This window comes from Pseudarthrobacter sp. NPDC058196 (assembly GCF_042882685.1).
In the GTDB taxonomy this organism is placed as follows: domain Bacteria; phylum Actinomycetota; class Actinomycetes; order Actinomycetales; family Micrococcaceae; genus Arthrobacter.
This window is the reverse complement of the sequence record NZ_JBHVVN010000007.1, coordinates 206,014-224,339: the sequence shown is the minus strand read 5'-3', so window position 1 is coordinate 224,339 and position 18,326 is coordinate 206,014. Positions and strand designations below refer to the sequence as shown.

19 protein-coding genes are annotated in these 18,326 nt (G+C 67.3%); 14 read left to right on the top strand and 5 right to left on the bottom strand.

Going from position 1 to position 18,326, the window contains the following annotated elements; genetic code table 11:
- The first annotated feature begins 12 nt into the window (after nucleotides 1-12).
- Genes ACFVVC_RS12160 through ACFVVC_RS12145 form a run of 4 tightly spaced genes read left to right on the top strand, consistent with a single transcriptional unit; the run spans nucleotide 13 to nucleotide 4,092 of the window.
- Nucleotides 13-1,203 carry a Gfo/Idh/MocA family protein gene (locus tag ACFVVC_RS12160; RefSeq protein ID WP_387453247.1) on the top strand — a complete coding sequence of 397 codons (1,191 nt, stop codon included), beginning with the start codon at nucleotides 13-15 and terminating at the stop codon, nucleotides 1,201-1,203.
- A gap of 35 nt (nucleotides 1,204-1,238) precedes the next feature.
- The gene (locus ACFVVC_RS12155) at nucleotides 1,239-2,243 is read left to right on the top strand and encodes a sugar phosphate isomerase/epimerase family protein (RefSeq protein ID WP_387453244.1); all 1,005 of its coding nucleotides are present in this window, start codon (nucleotides 1,239-1,241) and stop codon (nucleotides 2,241-2,243) included.
- Nucleotides 2,244-2,293: 50 nt separating this feature from the next.
- Nucleotides 2,294-2,992, top strand: a complete 699-nt coding sequence (locus tag ACFVVC_RS12150) for a ThuA domain-containing protein (protein ID WP_387453241.1) — start codon at nucleotides 2,294-2,296, stop codon at nucleotides 2,990-2,992.
- Nucleotides 2,977-4,092: a Gfo/Idh/MocA family protein gene (locus ACFVVC_RS12145; RefSeq protein WP_387453238.1), complete on the top strand. Its 1,116-nt coding sequence runs from the start codon at nucleotides 2,977-2,979 to the stop codon at nucleotides 4,090-4,092. Before ACFVVC_RS12150 ends, ACFVVC_RS12145 begins: the two co-directional genes overlap by 16 nt.
- Nucleotides 4,093-4,117: 25 nt before the next feature.
- Here ACFVVC_RS12145 and ACFVVC_RS12140 read toward each other — a convergent pair whose 3' ends face one another.
- The gene (locus ACFVVC_RS12140) at nucleotides 4,118-5,269 is read right to left on the bottom strand and encodes a diguanylate cyclase (protein ID WP_387453235.1); all 1,152 of its coding nucleotides are present in this window, start codon (nucleotides 5,267-5,269) and stop codon (nucleotides 4,118-4,120) included.
- A gap of 247 nt (nucleotides 5,270-5,516) precedes the next feature.
- Here ACFVVC_RS12140 and ACFVVC_RS12135 point away from each other — a divergent pair, with 247 nt between their 5' ends.
- The 7 genes from ACFVVC_RS12135 (at nucleotide 5,517) to ACFVVC_RS12105 (ending at nucleotide 14,081) form a co-directional block, all read left to right on the top strand.
- Nucleotides 5,517-6,878 carry a hemolysin family protein gene (locus tag ACFVVC_RS12135; RefSeq protein WP_387453232.1) on the top strand — a complete coding sequence of 454 codons (1,362 nt, stop codon included), beginning with the start codon at nucleotides 5,517-5,519 and terminating at the stop codon, nucleotides 6,876-6,878.
- A complete protein-coding gene (locus ACFVVC_RS12130; RefSeq protein ID WP_387453229.1) occupies nucleotides 6,871-7,911 on the top strand; it encodes a hemolysin family protein in 1,041 nt (346 codons plus the stop codon). The genes ACFVVC_RS12135 and ACFVVC_RS12130 overlap by 8 nt, the downstream gene beginning before the upstream one ends.
- A 292-nt stretch (nucleotides 7,912-8,203) precedes the next feature.
- Entirely contained in the window at nucleotides 8,204-9,367 is a 1,164-nt protein-coding gene (gene rsgA, locus ACFVVC_RS12125; protein ID WP_387453226.1) for a ribosome small subunit-dependent GTPase A, read from the top strand.
- A gap of 65 nt (nucleotides 9,368-9,432) precedes the next feature.
- Entirely contained in the window at nucleotides 9,433-10,533 is a 1,101-nt protein-coding gene (locus ACFVVC_RS12120; RefSeq protein WP_387453223.1) for an agmatine/peptidylarginine deiminase, read from the top strand.
- Nucleotides 10,530-12,302, top strand: coding sequence for an amidase (locus ACFVVC_RS12115; RefSeq protein ID WP_387453220.1), 1,773 nt, complete (start codon nucleotides 10,530-10,532; stop codon nucleotides 12,300-12,302). Before ACFVVC_RS12120 ends, ACFVVC_RS12115 begins: the two co-directional genes overlap by 4 nt.
- A gap of 180 nt (nucleotides 12,303-12,482) precedes the next feature.
- Nucleotides 12,483-13,733 carry a D-arabinono-1,4-lactone oxidase gene (locus ACFVVC_RS12110; RefSeq protein ID WP_387453217.1) on the top strand — a complete coding sequence of 417 codons (1,251 nt, stop codon included), beginning with the start codon at nucleotides 12,483-12,485 and terminating at the stop codon, nucleotides 13,731-13,733.
- A gap of 9 nt (nucleotides 13,734-13,742) precedes the next feature.
- Nucleotides 13,743-14,081: a hypothetical protein gene (locus ACFVVC_RS12105; protein WP_285246552.1), complete on the top strand. Its 339-nt coding sequence runs from the start codon at nucleotides 13,743-13,745 to the stop codon at nucleotides 14,079-14,081.
- A gap of 46 nt (nucleotides 14,082-14,127) precedes the next feature.
- Here the strand turns inward: ACFVVC_RS12105 and ACFVVC_RS12100 are convergent, their stop codons facing one another.
- Complete coding sequence (locus ACFVVC_RS12100) at nucleotides 14,128-14,661, bottom strand: MarR family winged helix-turn-helix transcriptional regulator (RefSeq protein WP_387453213.1); 534 nt, start codon at nucleotides 14,659-14,661, stop codon at nucleotides 14,128-14,130.
- A 128-nt stretch (nucleotides 14,662-14,789) separates the two neighbouring features.
- Entirely contained in the window at nucleotides 14,790-15,611 is an 822-nt protein-coding gene (locus ACFVVC_RS12095) for a LysR family substrate-binding domain-containing protein (protein WP_387453210.1), read from the bottom strand.
- On the opposite strand from ACFVVC_RS12095, the gene ACFVVC_RS12090 reads away from it, so the two are divergent.
- Nucleotides 15,574-15,978: a DUF5997 family protein gene (locus ACFVVC_RS12090; RefSeq protein ID WP_387453207.1), complete on the top strand. Its 405-nt coding sequence runs from the start codon at nucleotides 15,574-15,576 to the stop codon at nucleotides 15,976-15,978. The genes ACFVVC_RS12095 and ACFVVC_RS12090 overlap by 38 nt on opposite strands.
- 3 nt (nucleotides 15,979-15,981) lie before the next feature.
- Here the strand turns inward: ACFVVC_RS12090 and ACFVVC_RS12085 are convergent, their stop codons facing one another.
- The gene (locus ACFVVC_RS12085) at nucleotides 15,982-16,362 is read right to left on the bottom strand and encodes a VOC family protein (protein WP_387453204.1); all 381 of its coding nucleotides are present in this window, start codon (nucleotides 16,360-16,362) and stop codon (nucleotides 15,982-15,984) included.
- Nucleotides 16,363-16,517: 155 nt separating this feature from the next.
- On the opposite strand from ACFVVC_RS12085, the gene ACFVVC_RS12080 reads away from it, so the two are divergent.
- The gene (locus tag ACFVVC_RS12080; protein WP_387453201.1) at nucleotides 16,518-17,135 is read left to right on the top strand and encodes a hypothetical protein; all 618 of its coding nucleotides are present in this window, start codon (nucleotides 16,518-16,520) and stop codon (nucleotides 17,133-17,135) included.
- A 59-nt stretch (nucleotides 17,136-17,194) separates the two neighbouring features.
- Entirely contained in the window at nucleotides 17,195-17,803 is a 609-nt protein-coding gene (locus ACFVVC_RS12075) for a DUF6919 domain-containing protein (RefSeq protein ID WP_387453198.1), read from the top strand.
- A gap of 21 nt (nucleotides 17,804-17,824) precedes the next feature.
- Here the strand turns inward: ACFVVC_RS12075 and ACFVVC_RS12070 are convergent, their stop codons facing one another.
- Nucleotides 17,825-18,307 carry a pyridoxamine 5'-phosphate oxidase family protein gene (locus ACFVVC_RS12070; RefSeq protein WP_387453195.1) on the bottom strand — a complete coding sequence of 161 codons (483 nt, stop codon included), beginning with the start codon at nucleotides 18,305-18,307 and terminating at the stop codon, nucleotides 17,825-17,827.
- Nucleotides 18,308-18,326 lie beyond the last annotated feature (19 nt).

The following is an 18,326-nucleotide window of genomic DNA, read 5'->3' as shown; positions in this document are numbered from 1 at the left end:
AGGACCAATGCCATGACTTCCGCTAAACCCCTCCGCGTGGGCATGGTGGGCTACGCCTTCATGGGTGCCGCCCACTCCCACGCCTGGCGCACCGCGCCACGGTTCTTCGACCTGCCGCTGCAGCCACAGCTCACCGCAGTGGCCGGGCGGAATGCCGACGGCGTCCGCGCCGCCGCGGACAAGCTGGGCTGGGAATCGGTGGAGACCGACTGGCGGCGCCTGATCGAGCGCGACGACATCGACCTCATCGACATCTGCACGCCCGGCAACACCCACGCTGAGATCGCCATCGCGGCCCTCGAAGCCGGCAAGCACGTGCTGTGCGAAAAGCCGCTGGCCAACTCCGTGGAAGAAGCCGAGCGGATGACACTGGCTGCGGAGACCGCCGCCAAGAACGGCGTCCTCTCCATGTGCGGCTTCAGCTACCGCCGCACCCCGGCCCTGGCACTGGCCAAGCGGTTCGTGGAGCAGGGACGGATCGGCGACATCCGGCACGTCCGGGCCCAGTACCTGCAGGACTGGCTCTCCGACGCCAACGCCCCCATGACCTGGCGGCTGGACAAGGCCAAGTCCGGATCCGGGTCCCTGGGCGACATCGGGGCGCACAGCATCGATGCCGCCCAATGGGTCACGGGCCTGAACATCAGCGGGGTCTCGGCGCTGCTGGAGACCTTCGTGCAGGAACGCCCGCTCGCCGGGGACCTGGTGGGCCTGGGCGGCCACGGCGACGTCAGCAGCGAGGCCCCGCGCGGGAAGGTCACCGTCGATGATGCGGCGGTCTTCAGCGCAAAGTTCGACGGCGGCACCTCTGCAAGCGCGATCGGCGTCTTTGAAGCAACCCGCTACGCCCTGGGCCGGAAGAACGCCATGCGGTTGGAGGTCAACGGCACCAAAGGTTCCCTCGCCTTTGGTTTCGAGGAGATGAACGTCCTGTCCTTCTACGACGCGGCCGAATCGCCCGACGCCGGATTCCGCCGGATCTTCGTCACCGAGCCCGAGCACCCGTACGTCGGAAACTGGTGGCCCACCGGGCACGGCCTCGGGTACGAACACGGTTTCACCCACCAGGTGGTGGACCTCGTCACCGCCGTCGGCGAAGGCCGGCAGCCTGAACCGTCCTTCGCGGATGCCCTGCAGGTGCAGCGGGTCCTCGCCGCCGTGGAGTCCAGCGCCGCGAATTCCAGCCAATGGCAAAAAGTCTGAGCGATCCACAGCTTCAACAAACCAAGGAACACCCTATGACACGACCAATCACGCTGTTCACCGGCCAATGGGCCGACCTGCCCTTCGAGGAAGTGGCCCGGCTTGCGGGCGAGTGGGGTTTTGACGGGCTGGAAATCGCCTGCTGGGGCGACCACCTGGACCCCCGCCGGGCTGCGGAGGACGACAACTACCTCCAGGGCCGGCTGGACATCCTCGAGAAGAACAACCTCCAGGTCTTCGCCATCGCCAACCACCTGACCGGCCAGGCCGTCTGCGACGACCCCATCGATGAGCGCCACCAGGGCATCCTGTCGGCGGAAGTCTGGGGCAACGGCGAACCTGAAGGGGTACGCCGCCGGGCAGCGGAAGCCATGAAGGACACCGCGCGGGCGGCCGCACGGCTTGGCGTCAAGACCGTGACGGGGTTCACCGGCTCCTCCATCTGGAAGGCCGTCGCCATGTTCCCGCCGGCCTCCCAGGCAATGATCGACGCCGGATACCAGGACTTCGCGGACCGGTGGAACCCCATCCTGGACGTCTTCGACGAGGCAGGTGTCCGGTTCGCCCTCGAAGTCCACCCGTCCGAGATCGCCTACGACTACTGGACCGCGAAACGGACCCTTGAAGTCATCGGGCACAGGGAGAATTTCGGCCTGAACTTCGATCCCTCCCACTTCATCTGGCAGGACCTGGATCCCGTGATGTTCCTGCAGGACTTCGCGGACAGGATCTTCCATGTGCATGTCAAGGAGTCAGTCCGGCAGCTGGATGGCCGCAACGGCCGGCTGGGTTCGCACCTCGCCTGGGCGGATCCCCGCCGGGGCTGGGACTTCGTCACGGCAGGGCACGGAGACGTGCAGTGGAACCGGATCTTCCGGACCCTGAACGCCATTGGCTACGACGGCCCCACCAGCATCGAATGGGAGGATGCCGGAATGGACCGCCTGGTCGGGGCCCCGCAGGCGCTTGCCATGGTCCAGAAACTGGCCCGCATCGCCCCGCCCGCAGCCGCTTTCGACGCCGCCTTCGCCAGCCGGTGACCAATGCTCTTTCCGGCCTGCAAAGCCGGTAGCCAAACAAAGGAAGTTCAATGACAGAACGCAAGAATGCACTGGTGGTCCGCGGCGGCTGGGACGGGCACCAGCCCTACGAGGCCACCGAGCTCTTCATTCCCTACCTCAAAGACAATGGCTATGACGTCCGGGTGGAGGAATCCCCCAAGGTCTACGCCGACGCCGCCTATATGGCCGGGGTGGACCTGATCATGCAGTGCATGACCATGAGCACCATCGAAAAGGACGAGTTCGCCGGACTCCGGACAGCCGTCGAGAACGGTACCGGCCTGGCCGGCTGGCACGGTGGAATCGCCGACTCCTACCGGAACACCTCCGACTACCTTCACCTGATCGGCGGCCAGTTCGCCTGCCACCCTGGAAAGCACGCGGACGAGTGCGTCGGCGAGCAGTCCGACAACTACGTGCCCTATACCGTCAACATGCTGCCCGCGGCCGCCGAGCACCCCATCACCCAGGGCATCACGGACTTCGACCTGGTCACCGAACAGTACTGGGTCCTCTCCGACGATTACATCGACGTCCTGGCCACCACCACCCAGAAAGTCCGCGAGTGGGACCCCTGGACCAGGGAAGTCACCTCCCCGGCCATCTGGACCCGCCAGTGGGGACAAGGCCGGATCTTCGTCTGCACCCCTGGCCACCGGGTGGAAATCCTCCAGGACCGGAACGTACGAACCATCATCGAAAGGGGCCTGCTGTGGGCAAGCCGTTGAACGTGGGGATTGTTGGCTGCGGAGCCATCATCGCCCAGTACCTCACCAATTTCCGCCGGTTGGACGGCATCCGGCTGGTCGCCGTCGCGGACCTCGATCCGGCGCGTGCGCAGGCCGTTGCGGATGATTACGACGGCGTCCGCGCCCTCACCGTCGAGGAGCTGCTCAGTGCCGGGGACGTGGACCTGGTCCTGAACCTGACCATCCCCGCCGCGCATGCGGAAATCGCCCTGAAGGCCATTGCTGCGGGCAAGTCGGTCTATGGGGAAAAGCCCCTTGCCGCCACCACTGCCGAGGCACGCCAGGTGCTCGACGCGGCGAAGGCGGCCGGCGTCGTCGTCGGCTGTGCCCCCGACACCGTCCTGGGCACTGGAATCCAGACCGCACGCAAGGCCATCGATGACGGCCTGATCGGCGCACCTATCTCGGCCACCGCCACCATGGCAACTCCCGGGCACGAACGCTGGCACCCGAACCCGGACTTCTACTACCAGCCCGGCGGCGGGCCCCTCCTGGACATGGGGCCCTACTACGTCACGGCCCTGGTGACGCTGCTGGGACCGGTGGTGTCCGTAGTCGGTGCCGCCAGCCACACCCGGAACCAGCGGACCATCGGGTCCGGACCGCGGCAGGGCGAGCAGGTACCCGTGAACATCGACTCCCACGTCACGGGGGTCCTGGTCCACGCCTCCGGCGCACTTTCCACGCTGTTCATGAGCTTCGACGCGGTAAAAACCAAGAGCCCCAACATCGAAATCCACGGCGAACGCGGATCGCTGGTGGTGCCCGACCCCAACCACTTCGATGGCGACGTCAAGGTGTTTGCCCTCGGCGCCGAGGACTGGGAGACCCTCCCGGCCTCCGCCGGATACATCGAATCCGGGCGTGGTTACGGCATCGCCGACCTCGCTGCCACCCCGCCGCACAAGGAACCACGCGCAGGGGGCGCCCTTGCCTTCCACGTCCTGGAGGTCATGGAATCAATCCTCGAGTCGGCTCACAAGGGGACTGCGGTGGCCATCCAGAGCACCGTCAACCGACCGGAAGCCGTGGCCCTGACCCTCCTTGCCGGCCAGGCCGACGCCCTCCAGCCGCACTGACCGGTTGTCCGGAGCCGCGGCCGCCCTACAGCATCTCGTCGCTGCGGGCGGCGCGGTTCCTGCCCAGCGACTTGGCCCTGTAGAGGGCGGCATCTGCCGAGGCGATGAGGCTGTCCACGCTGGAGGTGCCGGCGTCGTAGACGGAAATCCCGTAACTTGCCGTGGGCAACTCCAGTCCGCCCGGCGCGGCAGCATCGGCCAGCCGCCTGCTGATTTCCTCGGCAATTGCCTCCGCCCGCTCGGCGCTGGCCCCGGGAACCAGGATGACGAACTCCTCCCCGCCGTACCTCCCGGTCAAGTCCGTGGAGCGCACGGTAGCCACGCAGGCGTCGGCGAACGCCTTCAGGGCGAAGTCCCCTGCAGCGTGCCCGTAGGTGTCGTTGACCGTCTTGAAGTGGTCCAGGTCGGCAAGGATCAACGCCCCGGATCCGCGGGTGATGGCACGGTCGGCGAGCTGCTCGGCAGCAAGGTCAAGGAACGCCTTGCGGTTCAGGAGCCCGGTGAGGTCGTCGCGGGTGGCCACCACGCGGAGGGCGCGCGTCTGCTGTTCGCTGCTCAGCGCCGCCATGCTGAACGAGACCACCACCAGCAGCACCATGGTCACCATGGTGGTCACGGCGGAACCGAAGACCGTGACGAACACCGGACCATCCTGGCCGTCCAGGAGGAACGCCGCCCAGCGGAACAAGTAGAAGACCGAAAGCCCTCCCGCGGCCACGGCCATGGGGATGCGGACCCTCGAGTAGCCCGGTTCCAGGCGCCAGAGCTCATGGGATGCCAGCCCGATGGTGGCGCTCATGGCGGCGAGGAACACGGCGCCGCCGGACCACGTGTTGGTGGCCGGGTGGTCCAGCAAGGAGGCAACCAGCGTGACCAGGGGGATCCCCGTAAAGGCCCACTTCGGCGGCCGCGCCGTACGCAGGGAACGTGCCCCGGCCCAGACCGCCACCGCACCGTACACCAGCACCGCGTTCCCCAGCGGGTTGGCCCATGCCTGGTGGGGGGTGCCGTTCAGCAGGAAGCAGCCCGACCCCGCCAGGAAGAACACCAGGGCAACGCACCACCAGCCGCTGTACGGCGAGCGCGTCACCCGGTAGGCGGAAAAGTAGAAGAGGACCACCAGCGCAAGGGCCATCAGGCCAAAGGCGATGCGCAGGGTTGCGGTGTCCAGAACCATATGCAGGAAGTCCCCCCGAAAAGCCCGAATGCTGCCGCAGCCAGTATCACATCCCGCTGCGCCGCGCAGAAGAACCCGCGCCGTGAATAAGCGCTGCAGGCCACACTGGACGGCAGCTGGAACCCCGCCGGGAACTTCGCCGCAGGCAGCGGAGTTGAACCGGTTATGGACGACCCTCCTTCACATATGCCCTGGCCCCTCTGCCGCCTGACCGGATCACCGGCCACCACAGGAGAGGGGCGCCCCAATGTATGAATGGATCATGCTGGGCATCGGCCTGGTCCTGACCGTCGGTACCGGCTTCTTCGTCGCTTCCGAATTCGCCCTGGTGAATCTTGACCGGCACGACCTCGAGTCCCGCCAGGCCCGCGGCGAGAAGCGCTTGGGTCCCACCATCAAAGCGCTGCGGATCACCTCAACCCACCTTTCAGGTGCGCAGCTGGGCATCACGCTGACCACCCTCCTCACCGGCTACACCTTTGAACCGGCCATCAGCCGGCTGCTCAGCGGGCCGCTCACCTCGCTCGGCGTTCCCCAAGCGGTGGTCCCCGCCGTCGGCTCCGTCGCCGGGATCTTCCTGGCCACGGTCTTTTCGATGGTGGTGGGAGAGCTGGTCCCCAAGAACTTTGCCCTGGCGCTGCCCCTGGCCACCGCCAAGGTGGTGGTCCCGTTCCAGGCCCTGTTCACCGCCGTCTTCAAGCCGGTGATCCTGCTCTTCAACAACACAGCCAACCGGATCATCCGGGGGTTCGGGATCGAACCGAAGGAGGAGCTCTCCGGTGCCCGCAGCGCGGAGGAGCTGAGTTCCCTGGTGCGCCGCTCCGCCGTCGAAGGTGTCCTGGACCTTGACCATGCCACCCTGCTGCACCGCACCCTGCGTTTTTCGGAGTACAGCGCAGCGGACGTCATGACCCCGCGCGTGCGGATGGCGGCTGTCGGTGCCGGCGACACCGCGGAGGACATCGTGGCCCTGGCCACCGCCACCGGCTACTCCCGCTTCCCCGTGATCGGCCGCGACCGGGACGAGGTGCTGGGCCTCCTGCACGTCAAGCAGGCGTTCGCGCTGCCCCTGGAACGGCGCGCCAAGACCACCGCGGCCGGGCTGATGGTCGAACCGCTGCGGGTCCCGGAGTCCATGGGCGTGGACACCCTCCTGGGCCTCCTCCGCCGGCAGGGGCTCCAGGTGGCAATCGTGTCCGACGAGTACGGCGGTACCGCCGGCATCGTCACGCTGGAAGACCTGGTGGAAGAGATAGTGGGCGAGCTGGAGGATGAACACGACCGCGCGCGGGCCGGCGTGGTCCGGGTTGGCCGGTCCGTCACCTTCGACGCCGGGCTGCGCCCCGATGAACTGCTGGACCGCACCGGCATCGAGGTTCCGGACGGTGAGGAGTACGACACTGTTGGCGGGTTCGTCACGGACCAGCTGGACCGCCTGCCGGAGCTGGGCGACGACGTGGCGGTCGACGGCGGCACCCTCCGCGTGGAGCGCGTGGCGGGGATGCATGTGGAGCGGCTCCGCTTCACCCCTGCCGGGGCCGCCGAACCGCCGCGGAGCCCGCATGACCGGATTATCGACAACCTGACCCAGGAGCTGTCCCATGAGTGACTACCTTCCCGGCATCATCTGGCTGGCGGTGCTTCTGGTGGTGAACGGCTTCTTCGTGGGTGCCGAATTTGCCGTGATTTCGGCCCGCCGCTCCCAGATTGAACCCAAGGCGGAGGCAGGGAGCAAGGCGGCCAAGACCACCCTGTGGGCCATGGAGCATGCCACCCTCATGCTGGCCACCAGCCAGTTGGGCATCACTGTCTGCTCGCTGGTGATCCTGAACGTCTCCGAGCCCGCCATCCACCACCTCCTGGAAATCCCGTTGGGCCTGACGTCCCTGTCCTACGAGGCGATCAGCATCATCGCGTTCGTTGTGGCGCTTCTGCTGGTGACGTTCCTGCACGTGGTGGTGGGGGAAATGGTGCCCAAGAACATCTCCTTCTCGGTCCCCACCCGGGCGGCCCTTTTGCTCGCTCCCCCGCTGGTCCTGGTGGCCCGGGTGTTCAAACCGGTGATCTGGTCGCTGAACGGGATTGCCAATGCCGTCCTCCGGCTCTTCCGGGTGGAGCCCAAGGATGAGGCCACCAGCGCATACACGCTGGACGAGGTCGCCACCATCGTGGAGCAGTCCACCAGGGACGGGATGCTGGCTGACACCAGCGGCACCCTGACCAACGCGTTCGAATTCACGGCCAAGACGGTGGCAGATGTCCAGGTCCCGATGGCGGAGATGGTGTTGCTGCCGGAGTCGGCCACGCCTGCGGATATCCAGCAGGCAGTGGCCGGGCACGGCTACTCCCGGTACATCCTGACCAACGGGGCCGGGGAGCCTGACGGCTACCTCCACCTGAAGGACGTCATGGACCTGACCACGGCCGCAAAGTTCCACCAGCCTGTGCCGGCCAAGCGGATCCGGCGCCTCGCCTCGGCTTATGCCGGCGCCGACCTTGAGGACGCACTGGCCGCCATGCGCCGGACGGGGGCCCACGTGGCCCGGGTGTTCGACGCCGATGGCAGGACCACCGGGATGCTCTTCCTTGAAGACATCATCGAGGAACTGGTGGGCGAGGTACAGGACGCCACCAGCGCCTAGCGTGCCGCGAGGGGGTGCGGATCCACGGGAATCCGTGCCCCTTTGCGTTCCTGGCCTCTGGTGCCCGACGCCGGCGGCCACTAAAGTGGGTCCCGGCCCCGTCCTGCCGTTCCCAGCAGGGTGACGGGACCCGCACGAGGGAGAGGAGGTGGTTTTGATGACTGCAGTTGCCGCGCGCCGTGAGCGCCCCGCATTAACACCATCAACCATCCTTTCCCGTTGCACGCGCCTTTCCTGAGATACCTGCCCGGTACCTCGCGCCTGCCCTGGGAATCTTTCCGAGGAAACCAACGTGCATATTCCTTCAGGCAACGCCCTGGACAACCCTGGCATCAACAACCCTGCAAAAGCTGAGGGCCCTTTCGCCTACGGCTACACACCCGCCGTCGCCCGCCATTTCGCCGCGCACCCCAACCCCGGGGCCACCGGCACCGGCCGGGTGGTGCGCGTGGACCGAACGCTGCTGCTTGTCGCCGTCGCTGACGGGCTGCTCCACCTGCCCTACCCGCTCACCGGCGACCAGCCCGTCACCGGTGACTGGGTCTGGATCGGCCCCAACCGCGCCGGCGGGCGGCAGATCCTGGCCATCCTGCCCCGCAGGTCCGAACTAAGCCGCAAACGTGCCTTCGAGGACTCGTCCGCCGAGCAGGTCCTTGCCGCCAACATGGACACCGTTGGCGTGGTGGTGCCCGTGGACCGGCCGCTCACCCACAACCGGCTGGAACGGACCCTGGTGGCGGTATGGGACTCGGGCGCCACTCCCCTGGTGATCATCACCAAGGCTGACCTTGCGCAGGTGGCGGACGACGTCGTCGGGAAGGTGGTCCTGCAGGCGGCGGGCGTGGACGTGGTGACCACCTCGGCCGAAAACGGCGACGGCATCGACGAATTGATCGGCCGTATTCCGGCCGGAGGCACCATTGTGCTCCTGGGTCCGTCCGGAGCCGGCAAGTCCACCTTGATCAACGCCCTGGCGGGGCGGGAAGTCCAACAGACCGGTGCGGTGAGGTCCGGCGACTTTAAAGGCAAGCACACCACCACCGCGCGCGAACTGGTGCCGCTGTCCAACGGCACGGTGCTGATGGACACCCCAGGGGTCCGCGGCTTCGGACTCTTCGACGCCGGGGAGGGGCTGGGCGGGATGTTCGGCGACGTGGAGGAACTGGCCGCCGGCTGCCGGTTTGCGGACTGCGCGCACGGAAGTGAGCCGGGCTGCGCGGTACGGGAAGCGATTGACGGAGGCGTCCTGGAGGAGCGGCGCTGGAATTCGTACCTGAAGATGCAGCGTGAACTCGCAGCCCTTGCCCGCCGCTCCGACGTTGCCGCCCAGCGCGCTTACCACCGGGAGTGGCAGCAGAAGGTGGTGTCCGCGGGAAAGTCGCAGCGCTCCGCTGAGCGCGAGGCTTTCGAACGCGGCAGCCGGAACGCCGGGAAAGGCCGGAACCGGAAGCAGTAGCGAGCGCCCGCTACTGAATCGGCGTAACCCTTGCGCACGGCACATCCACCTCCCATAATAAATGAATGTCATTCATTTATCCGACTGCCGTTGGGGCCACCGCAGCCCCCAACCACGTTTCCCCGACCGCCGCCACCTGGATGCCCGCCGAATGGGAGGCCCACCAGCGCACCTGGATGGCGTTTCCGCCGCCCAACGAAACCTTCGGTTCCGCCGGCAGCCCTACCCTTGACCGCGCCCGCGCCGCGTGGACCAGGGTGGCGCAGGCCATCGCCAGGTACGAGCCGGTTGCCGTGGTGGCCGATCCCAGGGACGCCACCGCCGCTAGGGAGTGGCTCGGCGCGGGCATCGACGTCGTGGAGGTCCCCCTCGACGATGCCTGGCTCCGGGACAGTGGACCCACCTTCGTGCACCAGCCGGACGGTTCGCTGGCCGCCGTGGACTGGATCTTCAATGGTTGGGGCGCCCAGGAATGGGCGGCCTGGGGCAAGGACGAAGCCGTGGCAGGCGCCGTCGCCGCCGCAGCGGGTGTTCCCGTCCGGGAAAGTTCGCTGGTGAACGAGGGCGGCGGATTCCACGTGGATGGTGAAGGGACGGTGCTGCTGACCGAGACCGTCCAACTCGATCCCGGCCGCAACCCCGGGGCCACCAAGGAATCGGTCGAAGCGGAGGTTTCCACGGCCCTGGGGACCAGCAAGGTCATCTGGCTGCCGCGCGGACTCACGCGCGATTACGACGAATTCGGCACGCGCGGCCATGTGGACATCGTGGCAACGTTCGCCGGACCCGGAACCATCCTGCTTCACCGCCAGGACGACCCCGCACACCCGGATCACGCCGTCTACCTGCAACTGAAGGCGGTTCTGTCCGGCCAGGTGGACGCCCAAGGCCGGCCGCTGCGGATCATCGATGTTCCCGCACCCACCACCCTCAAGGACGATGAAGGCTGGGTGGACTGGTCCTACATCAACCACTACGTGGCCAACGACGTGGTGGTGCTGTGCAGCTTCGATGATCCCAACGACGCCATTGCCGCAGGCATCCTCGAACGCGCCTACCCAGGCAGGACGGTGGAACTGGTGGATGCCCGCGACATTTTCGCCTTCGGCGGCGGCATCCACTGCATCACCCAGCAGCAGCCGGCCCCGAGGGAGGAAGCCGCGTGAAACTGGTCGAGGAGCAGAGGCGCGCACCCGCGGCCCGCCCGTTCAACGTCGTCGAGGCCGGCATCAGCCTGCTTCGTGCCGCTCTCGAATCCGGCGAGGTCACCAGCGAGGAACTGGTGGGGCTGTATCTTGAGCGGATCCGAAAATATGACTCATCGGGCATATGTTTGAATGCCCTGGTGGTTATGAACCCGGAGGCGGTGGCAGAGGCGCAGGCGTCCGACCGGCGCCGGGCGGCCGGCTTCACACTGGGCCCGCTGGACGGCATCCCGTACACGGCGAAAGACAGCTACCAGGTCCGCGGCCTCACCGTGGCCGCCGGCTCCCCGGCGTTCAGAGACCTGGTGGCGCAGCAGGACGCGTTCACCATTGAACGCCTCCGGGCCGGCGGCGCAATCCTGATCGGGCTTACCAATATGCCTCCCATGGCCAACGGCGGGATGCAGCGCGGGGTCTACGGCCGGGCAGAGAGCCCCTACAACGCGGACTACCTTACGGCCGCGTTCGCGTCGGGGTCATCCAACGGCTCCGGGACCGCCACCGCCGCCAGTTTCGCGGCGTTCGGCCTCGCGGAAGAGACCTGGTCCTCCGGTCGCGCCCCGGCGTCCAACAACGCCCTCTGCGCCTACACCCCCTCGCGCGGGGTGATCTCCGTCCGCGGGAACTGGCCCCTGGTGCCCACCATGGACGTGGTGGTTCCGCACGCCCGGACCATGGCCGACCTGCTCGAAGTCCTGGACGTCGTGGTGGCGGACGACGCCGAGGCACGCGGGGATTTCTGGCGCGTCCAGCCGTGGATTGCGGTGCCCAAGGCATCAAGTGTCCGCCCGCCGTCGTACGTTGACCTGGGCCTGCGGGACGCTTCAGCGGCCGCCGAGGTCCTCGCGGGCAAGCGGCTGGGTGTTCCGCGGATGTACATCAACGCCGACCCCGACGCCGGAACGTCGGCCCATCCGGGCATCGGTGGTCCCACCGGGCACCGGATTGATACCCGCGCATCGGTGCTGGACCTCTGGAACGCCGCCAGGCGCGACCTCGAAGCCGCGGGTGCGGAGGTCATCGAGGTCGACTTCCCCGTGGTCTCCAACTACGAAGGAGACCGGCCCGGCGCGCCCACCATCGCCACGCGGGGATTGGTGTCCCCGGAGTATCTGCGGCGGGAGATCGTGGACCTGTCGGCCTGGGCGTGGAATGACTTCCTTGATGCCAACGGTGATCCGCAGCTGAACCGCCTTGGCCACGTGGACGGCTCCGCCATCTTCCCCGCCCCCCAAGGTTCGCTCCCGGACCGCTACGACGGGTTCGATGACGACATCAGCGACTATCCCGCCTGGATCCGGGAGCACGGCATTCCCGTCCTGGCCGACATTCCGCACCTGCCCGAAGGATTGGCGGGACTGGAAGAAACCCGCCGCGTGGACCTGGAGGAATGGATGGACCGGCTGGGCCTGGATGCCGTGGTGTTCCCGGCAGCCGCCGACGTTGCACCCGCGGATGCCGACACCAATGAGGCCTCTGCAGACGTCGCGTGGCGCAACGGCGTGTGGGTGGCCAACGGAAACCTGGCCCCCCGGCACCTGGGCATCCCCACGGTCACGGTCCCAATGGGAATCGCGGCTGACCTTGCCATGCCCGTGGGCCTGACAATCGCCGGCAAGGCTTACAGCGACACGGACCTGCTCCGCCTGGCCGCGGCCTTCGAAGCCACGGGCAGCCGCCGTGTTCCGCCGCCGCGCACCGCGCAGGCAGGAGTAACAGAGGCCTCCTGACAGAGCATCGCGGCAGTAGGGATGCCGGGCACCGCCCCTGGCTGTTTCGGCGCCAGGCCGTCAGCCAGGGGCTGTTCCGAGGGAGCAGGCGGCCGCCGCCCGTACAGCGGAAGTGCCTTGACAGCCCACTTTGTTAGCGCTGACAGTGGGATGACCCCAATACCAAGCGAAAGCCACTCAATGAAGAACTGGGCAGGAAACCTCGAATACTCCTCCGCCGATGTCCGGCGGCCGGAATCGGTCAGCGAACTGGCGGCCATCGTCGCCGAATCGACGCGGGTCAAGGCCTTGGGGTCACGGCACTCCTTCAACAGCGTCGGCGACACGGACGGTGTACACGTCCTCCTCGATGCACTCCCCCAGCAGGTGGAGGTGGATTCGGACCGTTCAACGGTCCGGGTCAGCGGCGGGGTGAGCTACGGGGCCCTGTGCCGGAAGCTGGAAGAGGCCGGCGTTGCCATCCACAACCTGGCGTCACTGCCGCACATCTCGGTTGCCGGCGCGGTGCAGACCGGCACGCACGGTTCCGGCGTCAACAACCCCGCACTGGCCGGCGCCGTGGAATCGATTGACCTGGTTCGGGCCTCGGGCGAGCAGGTCACGCTGTCCCGGAAGGACGGGGACGATTTCCTGGCCAGCGTGGTGGGCATCGGTGCCCTCGGCATCGTCACCGGCCTGGAACTGGCGGTACGGCCAAGCTTCACCATGCGCCAGCGCGTCCTGGAAGACCTTCCGTGGGACGCCGCGCTGGAGGACTTCACCGCCGTCGTGTCCAGCGCCTACAGCGTCAGCCTCTTTACGGACTATGCCGGTGACACCGTCAACCAGGTCTGGCTCAAAGCCCTCGCCGGGGAAGAGCCGCTGGCCAACCTGTACGGTGCCACGCCGGCCCTGCGCCCGCGCCATCCACTGCCGGACATGTCCGCCGAGAACTGCACCCTCCAGCTGGACCAGCCCGGGCCCTGGCTGGACCGGCTCCCGCATTTCCGCCATGAATTCACGCCGAGCAACGGGGACGAACTGCAAAGCGAGTTCATTCTGCCCCTCGAGCAGGCCCCCGCGGCCCTCCAGGCGGTCCGGGCCCTCGCGGACGGGCTCGCACCCCTGCTCTTCGTCTCGGAAATCCGCACCGGCGCCGCCGATGAGTTCTGGCTCAGCCCGTTCTTCCGCCAGCAAAGCGTGGCCCTGCACTTCACCTGGAAGCCGCTGCAACCCGAGGTGGAGGCTTTCCTGCCGGTCCTCGAGGAAGCCTTGCGGCCCTTCGGGGCAAGGCCGCACTGGGGCAAGCTGTTTACCGCGGACGGTTACAACTGGGAGAAGTTGTATCCGCGCTTCGCCGACTTCCGGGCCTTCGCCGCCGGGCACGATCCGGAGGGCAAATTCCGGAATGGGCTGCTGGACGGCATCCTGGGGGTTCCCGCCCGCCGGTAGGCTGGAACCATGATCCGCCGCCACGCAGCCCTCACCGCCGTCCTGTCCGCAGCTTTATTGTTGACCGGATGCGGCGCGGCAGGGGACGCGGCAGGCAACGCGGCCAGCGCCGCCGCTTCCCAGGCCGCCTCCGCCGTCGCCCAGGAGGTCACCAAGCAGATCTGTGCCAGGGTCCAGGACGGACTTGTCAGCGTGGACGATAAGAAAGCGCTGGCAGGGTTGGTGTCCGCGGCCCGGGAGGCCGGGGTCCCTGCGGAAATCACGACGCCGCTCGGCGAGGTGGCAGCTTCCGGGGACCAGGTGCCGGCGGACTCGGTCAAGGCCCTCAAGGACGCCTGCCCGGCCTGACCAGCAAGAGGGTTCCGCGGACGTTCAGCACGCTCCCCGCGTGTCGTCAGTTCTGCCGGGGCTGGTCCCAGCCGCGCATGCCGCCGGCTCGGCTGGCCTGGCCGCGGTGTCCCGTTCGGTGTTCGGGCGGCGCGAAGGGAACCACTCCGGAGTCGTGGCCCGGCGGGACGGCGTGGACGAACTTCGTCAGCTCCTCCCGAAGGGCTTTCCACGAAATGTCGGAGTCGTGCGGGTAGGCGTTGACCTCCGCTTCCCGTGCGGCTTCGACCGCCGCACTGCCTGCGTCTGTCAGTTCCACCATTAGCTGCCGGCGGTCCGTGACCTGGCGGGTCCGGGTAATCAGGCCGGCGGCTTCGAGCCGCAGGAGGACCCGGCCCAGCGTCTGGCTCTGGACCCTGATTTCCTCGGCTAGTTGTTCCTGGTTCAGCGGGCCGTCCGTCAACCCTTCCAGGGCAATGACGGCGGCACGGGTGAGGCCAAGGTGGGCCAGGGCATCGTCCTGGCGCCGCTGGATCAGGCGCGCCGCCAGCGCAATCAGGCGGTAACTGCTCCGGGCATCAGGGTCGAGGTTGCTGGTCATCGGGCCGCGGCCTTCCTGCAGGTGGCAAGGTGCTGGTCACCCCGCGTCGCTACCCTCCTACAATAAGCATGCTTAGCAACATATTCGCAAGTAGACTTATTATTTGCCCGCCACGGACCCGTAAGTGGTTATCTTTGGCCTTTTTTCCGCGAGCCCCTGCCACGGCCCTTGTCCGGGTTGGGAGCATAGCGCTGGGCCACTTTAGGGGCCTTTTTGGTTCCGGTTCCCCGCCGGTCCGGCTTGGGGGCCTTCTTCTCCTTGACCGGCTGGGCAGAGGGCTGCCGCGAACTGTGGGCAGTGCGCCCGCGGACGATGCCGATGAACTCCTCAAGGACCTCGTCCGTGGCCTCGGCGGGCCAAGCCAGCGCGATTTCCGTTCCGTCCATGCCGGTCAGCCGCCGCGCCACCGTATCTTTGACGTTGAGGTGGCGCGCCACCGGCGTGGGGATAATCACCAGCCCGGCGCCGGCGGCAACCACCTGGAGCGCCGCCTCGGGTCCGCCCAGTGCGGCCACATCCAGGATCGATTCCTGTTCCAGGTCGGCAAGCGCCACTTCCTCGAACACGGAAATCTCGTGGCCTTTGGGGGCCACCACCACGGGCTGCTCCTCATACAGCGGGATGACGCTGAGGCCGTCCCGGTCCACCGGAAGCCTGACGAAGGCCATGTCGGCCCTGCCGTCGCGGAGCACCTCAAGCTGGTCGCCGTCGTCCACCATGGAGGCCAGCAGCGGAATATCCTGCATCCGCTCCTCCCACCGGCGGATCCACTTACCGGGCGTCACTCCTGCCACGTAGGAGATGCGAAGCATCCGCGGCTCTGCGCCGGCAACGGCATCCGGGGCGTCAGGGGAAGGGGTATTGTCGGCGGGCACGTCTTCACAGTACCCGCCGCCCGGATACCCTTGAAGCATGACCTCTGCAAACTCCCAGTCCATGAAGCCGGCCACCGTTGCCCAGAAACTTGGCATCTACCTGCCCGCTGCGCCGCAGGAGTTCCAGGATTCAACGATCACCCGCGAGGAATTCGCCGAGCTGCAGGCCAACCCGCCGGAGTGGCTCGCCGAACTCCGCCGTAACGGCCCGCACCCCCGCCCGGTGGTGGCACAGAAGCTGAACGTGTCCATCAGCGGCCTGGCCCGCGGCGGCGTGGAGGAAGCGCTCACGACGGCGGAGATCACCGCCCTGCTGCAGGCACCGCCGCAATGGCTGGTCACCGAGCGTTCCACGCACGCAGCCGTCCGAGCCGAGGCCCAGCGGGTCAAGGACGAGGCCACGAAGAAGCAGGCCAAGAAGGACCGCGCGAAGGCGGAGTAGCCCTCAGTCCTGGTGGATCTGGATGTAGTTGCCGCAGCCGTCGTCGAACACGGCACTGGTGCCGAACGGATCCGTGGTGGGCGGCGTCTTGAAGGTGACGCCGGCAGCCGTCAGCCGTTCGAATTCGGCCTGCACGTCCTGCACGCCGAAGACGATGGCGGGCAGCCCCGCTTCACGCACGGCGTTCATGTAGTCCGCGCCGATCGGATTGTCGCTGGGCTCCAGGAGCAGCCCCGTGGAACTGTCGTCCGCACCGGGGTCTTTGATGATGTAAAGGTTGTACTCAGGCATGGCCATGAGTGTGTCGAAGCCCAGGGTCCCGGTATAGAAGGCATGGGCGGCGGCGGGATCCTGGACGTGGATGCTGCACATTTTGATACGCATGGGTCCACGCTACCCATGTCCTAACGCTTCCCAGTACCCCCTGTGGCCATTCCCTGACGCCATTGACGCTGTGCCCGGAAGAGGGTGCAATGGAATGACCAGCCCGGGCGTTCCGGCCCGGGGCCTGCGGGCGCTGGAGGTGCAAAATGTCAGCCATGGCCGAAGTCCTGCTCCAAGGACTGCATCAAGGTGCGTGGGCGGTCCTGTTGTGCGGTCCGGTCCTGGTTGCCAGCGTGGCCGCCACTGTTTTTGCCGTGCGACGCCGGGCGCTGGGCCGAAAGGGCCGCGCGGCGGAGGTGCCGGACCAGCTGTTCTGGGACCTCTTCCTCGGCTCGTGCGTTGCACTTCCGGCCTTGATCATTCCTGCGATGCTGTCCCCGTGGTCCGGGCTGGTCATGGCGGGCGCGGGTGTGGCCGCGGGCTTTGCCGCCCACCATGCCACCCCCCGGTACCTGGCATGGCATGCGGGCCGCCGTGAGCACCGGCAGCAGCACTCAGCCCATCAGGCCGCCACGGCGCGCCACGACGAGCTCTTGCTCCGCTGGCGCCGCTATGAGCTCGATCCGGCCAACACCATCGACTACCCCGCACTGACCGACGTGCGCCTGCCGGAGACCTCGGCACTGATCAAGGCGATGCGCACCGCGGACCAGCTGCGCACTGCCGCGCACGCCGCATACCCGGACGCCGTCGGGAGCCTGGCGGCAACCCTGGTGGCCGCCGAACGGGCTGCGGGAATTCCGTCCCGCCAGCCGGCCGACCAGGCAGGCTGACGTTAACTGCTGTGTCGTGTGCGGTGGATCGGCCGCAGCACCGGCGATAGCATCCGAGGATGAAGCCTGAGGAAGTGCCGGTCCATGACAAGTTCGGCCGACTGTTGGAGGACCGTGGAGTCTGGCGCCAAGCCACCACCCTTGAGGCCGCCGGGGAACTGACGGCCCGGTGGCTGGAGGGCGGGAGTTCCTACCAGCCCGGGCACTTTGCCCCGGGCTCCGACGATGAAACCAGGCCCATCGCCGGAGCCCTGGCCGAGCTGAACCGGCACGGGCTGTTCACCAAGGAATCCCAACCCGGCATCCGGGACGGCGCGGCGGCGCAACGGGAATACGTCACCGGGTTCTGCAGTGCCGATACCGCCGGTGAACTGCTGGCACTGTCCACACGCACCGAACTGGTGACCGTGGCACACGCACCGGGCGAGGCAAGCAGCGCAGCCATCCCCGTCACCCTCGCCGGATCGGAAGTGACCACGGTTCTGGGCTCCAGCGAAAACCCGGTGGAGGAGGAACAGATCCGGGACTGGGCCGTGGAAACCAACGATGCCCTGGCCCTGCTCCTCGCGGACTCCTGGTACGTGGAGATCCTGGATCCGCTGTGGGGCCGCAATGACGTGCTGCTGCCGGCCGTCCTGCAGGCACTGAAAAGGGCGGAGCAGCCGTAGCCGCTCCGCCCCGTCGTACTGCTAAAGTTCCACGGTTCCGCTCTCGCCAACACTCATTCGGCTGTTGGTGACCTTCGACTTCACCCACTGCAGCACGGTGGCCGCCCTGCCACCCGGGCTGGTCCAGTATTCCGCGGAGTCCGATTCGACCCGGAGCAGGCACACCTCGGGGGTGTCCGGACCGTCCGGGAACCATGCTTCGACCACCTGGTTCCACATTTCGTGGATCTTGGCCCGGTCCGTGACCACCTCGGCGGTTCCGGCAACGGAAACCCATTCGGTGTTCTTGCCAAAGGCGACGTTGATGCGCGGATCGGCCCGGACGTGCGCAACCTGTGAGGTGCCCAGGCCGGTGAAGAACCACATGTCGCCGTCGTCCATGACCTCCTGGACTGCCAGCGGCCGGCTGACGAGGGCGCCTGCTTCGTTGATGGTGGTGACCATCCCGATCCTGGCATCGTTGATGATTTCAGTAACCTTGCTGATGCTCTGGGCGTCAGTCATGCCTCACCTCGTTCGTCTG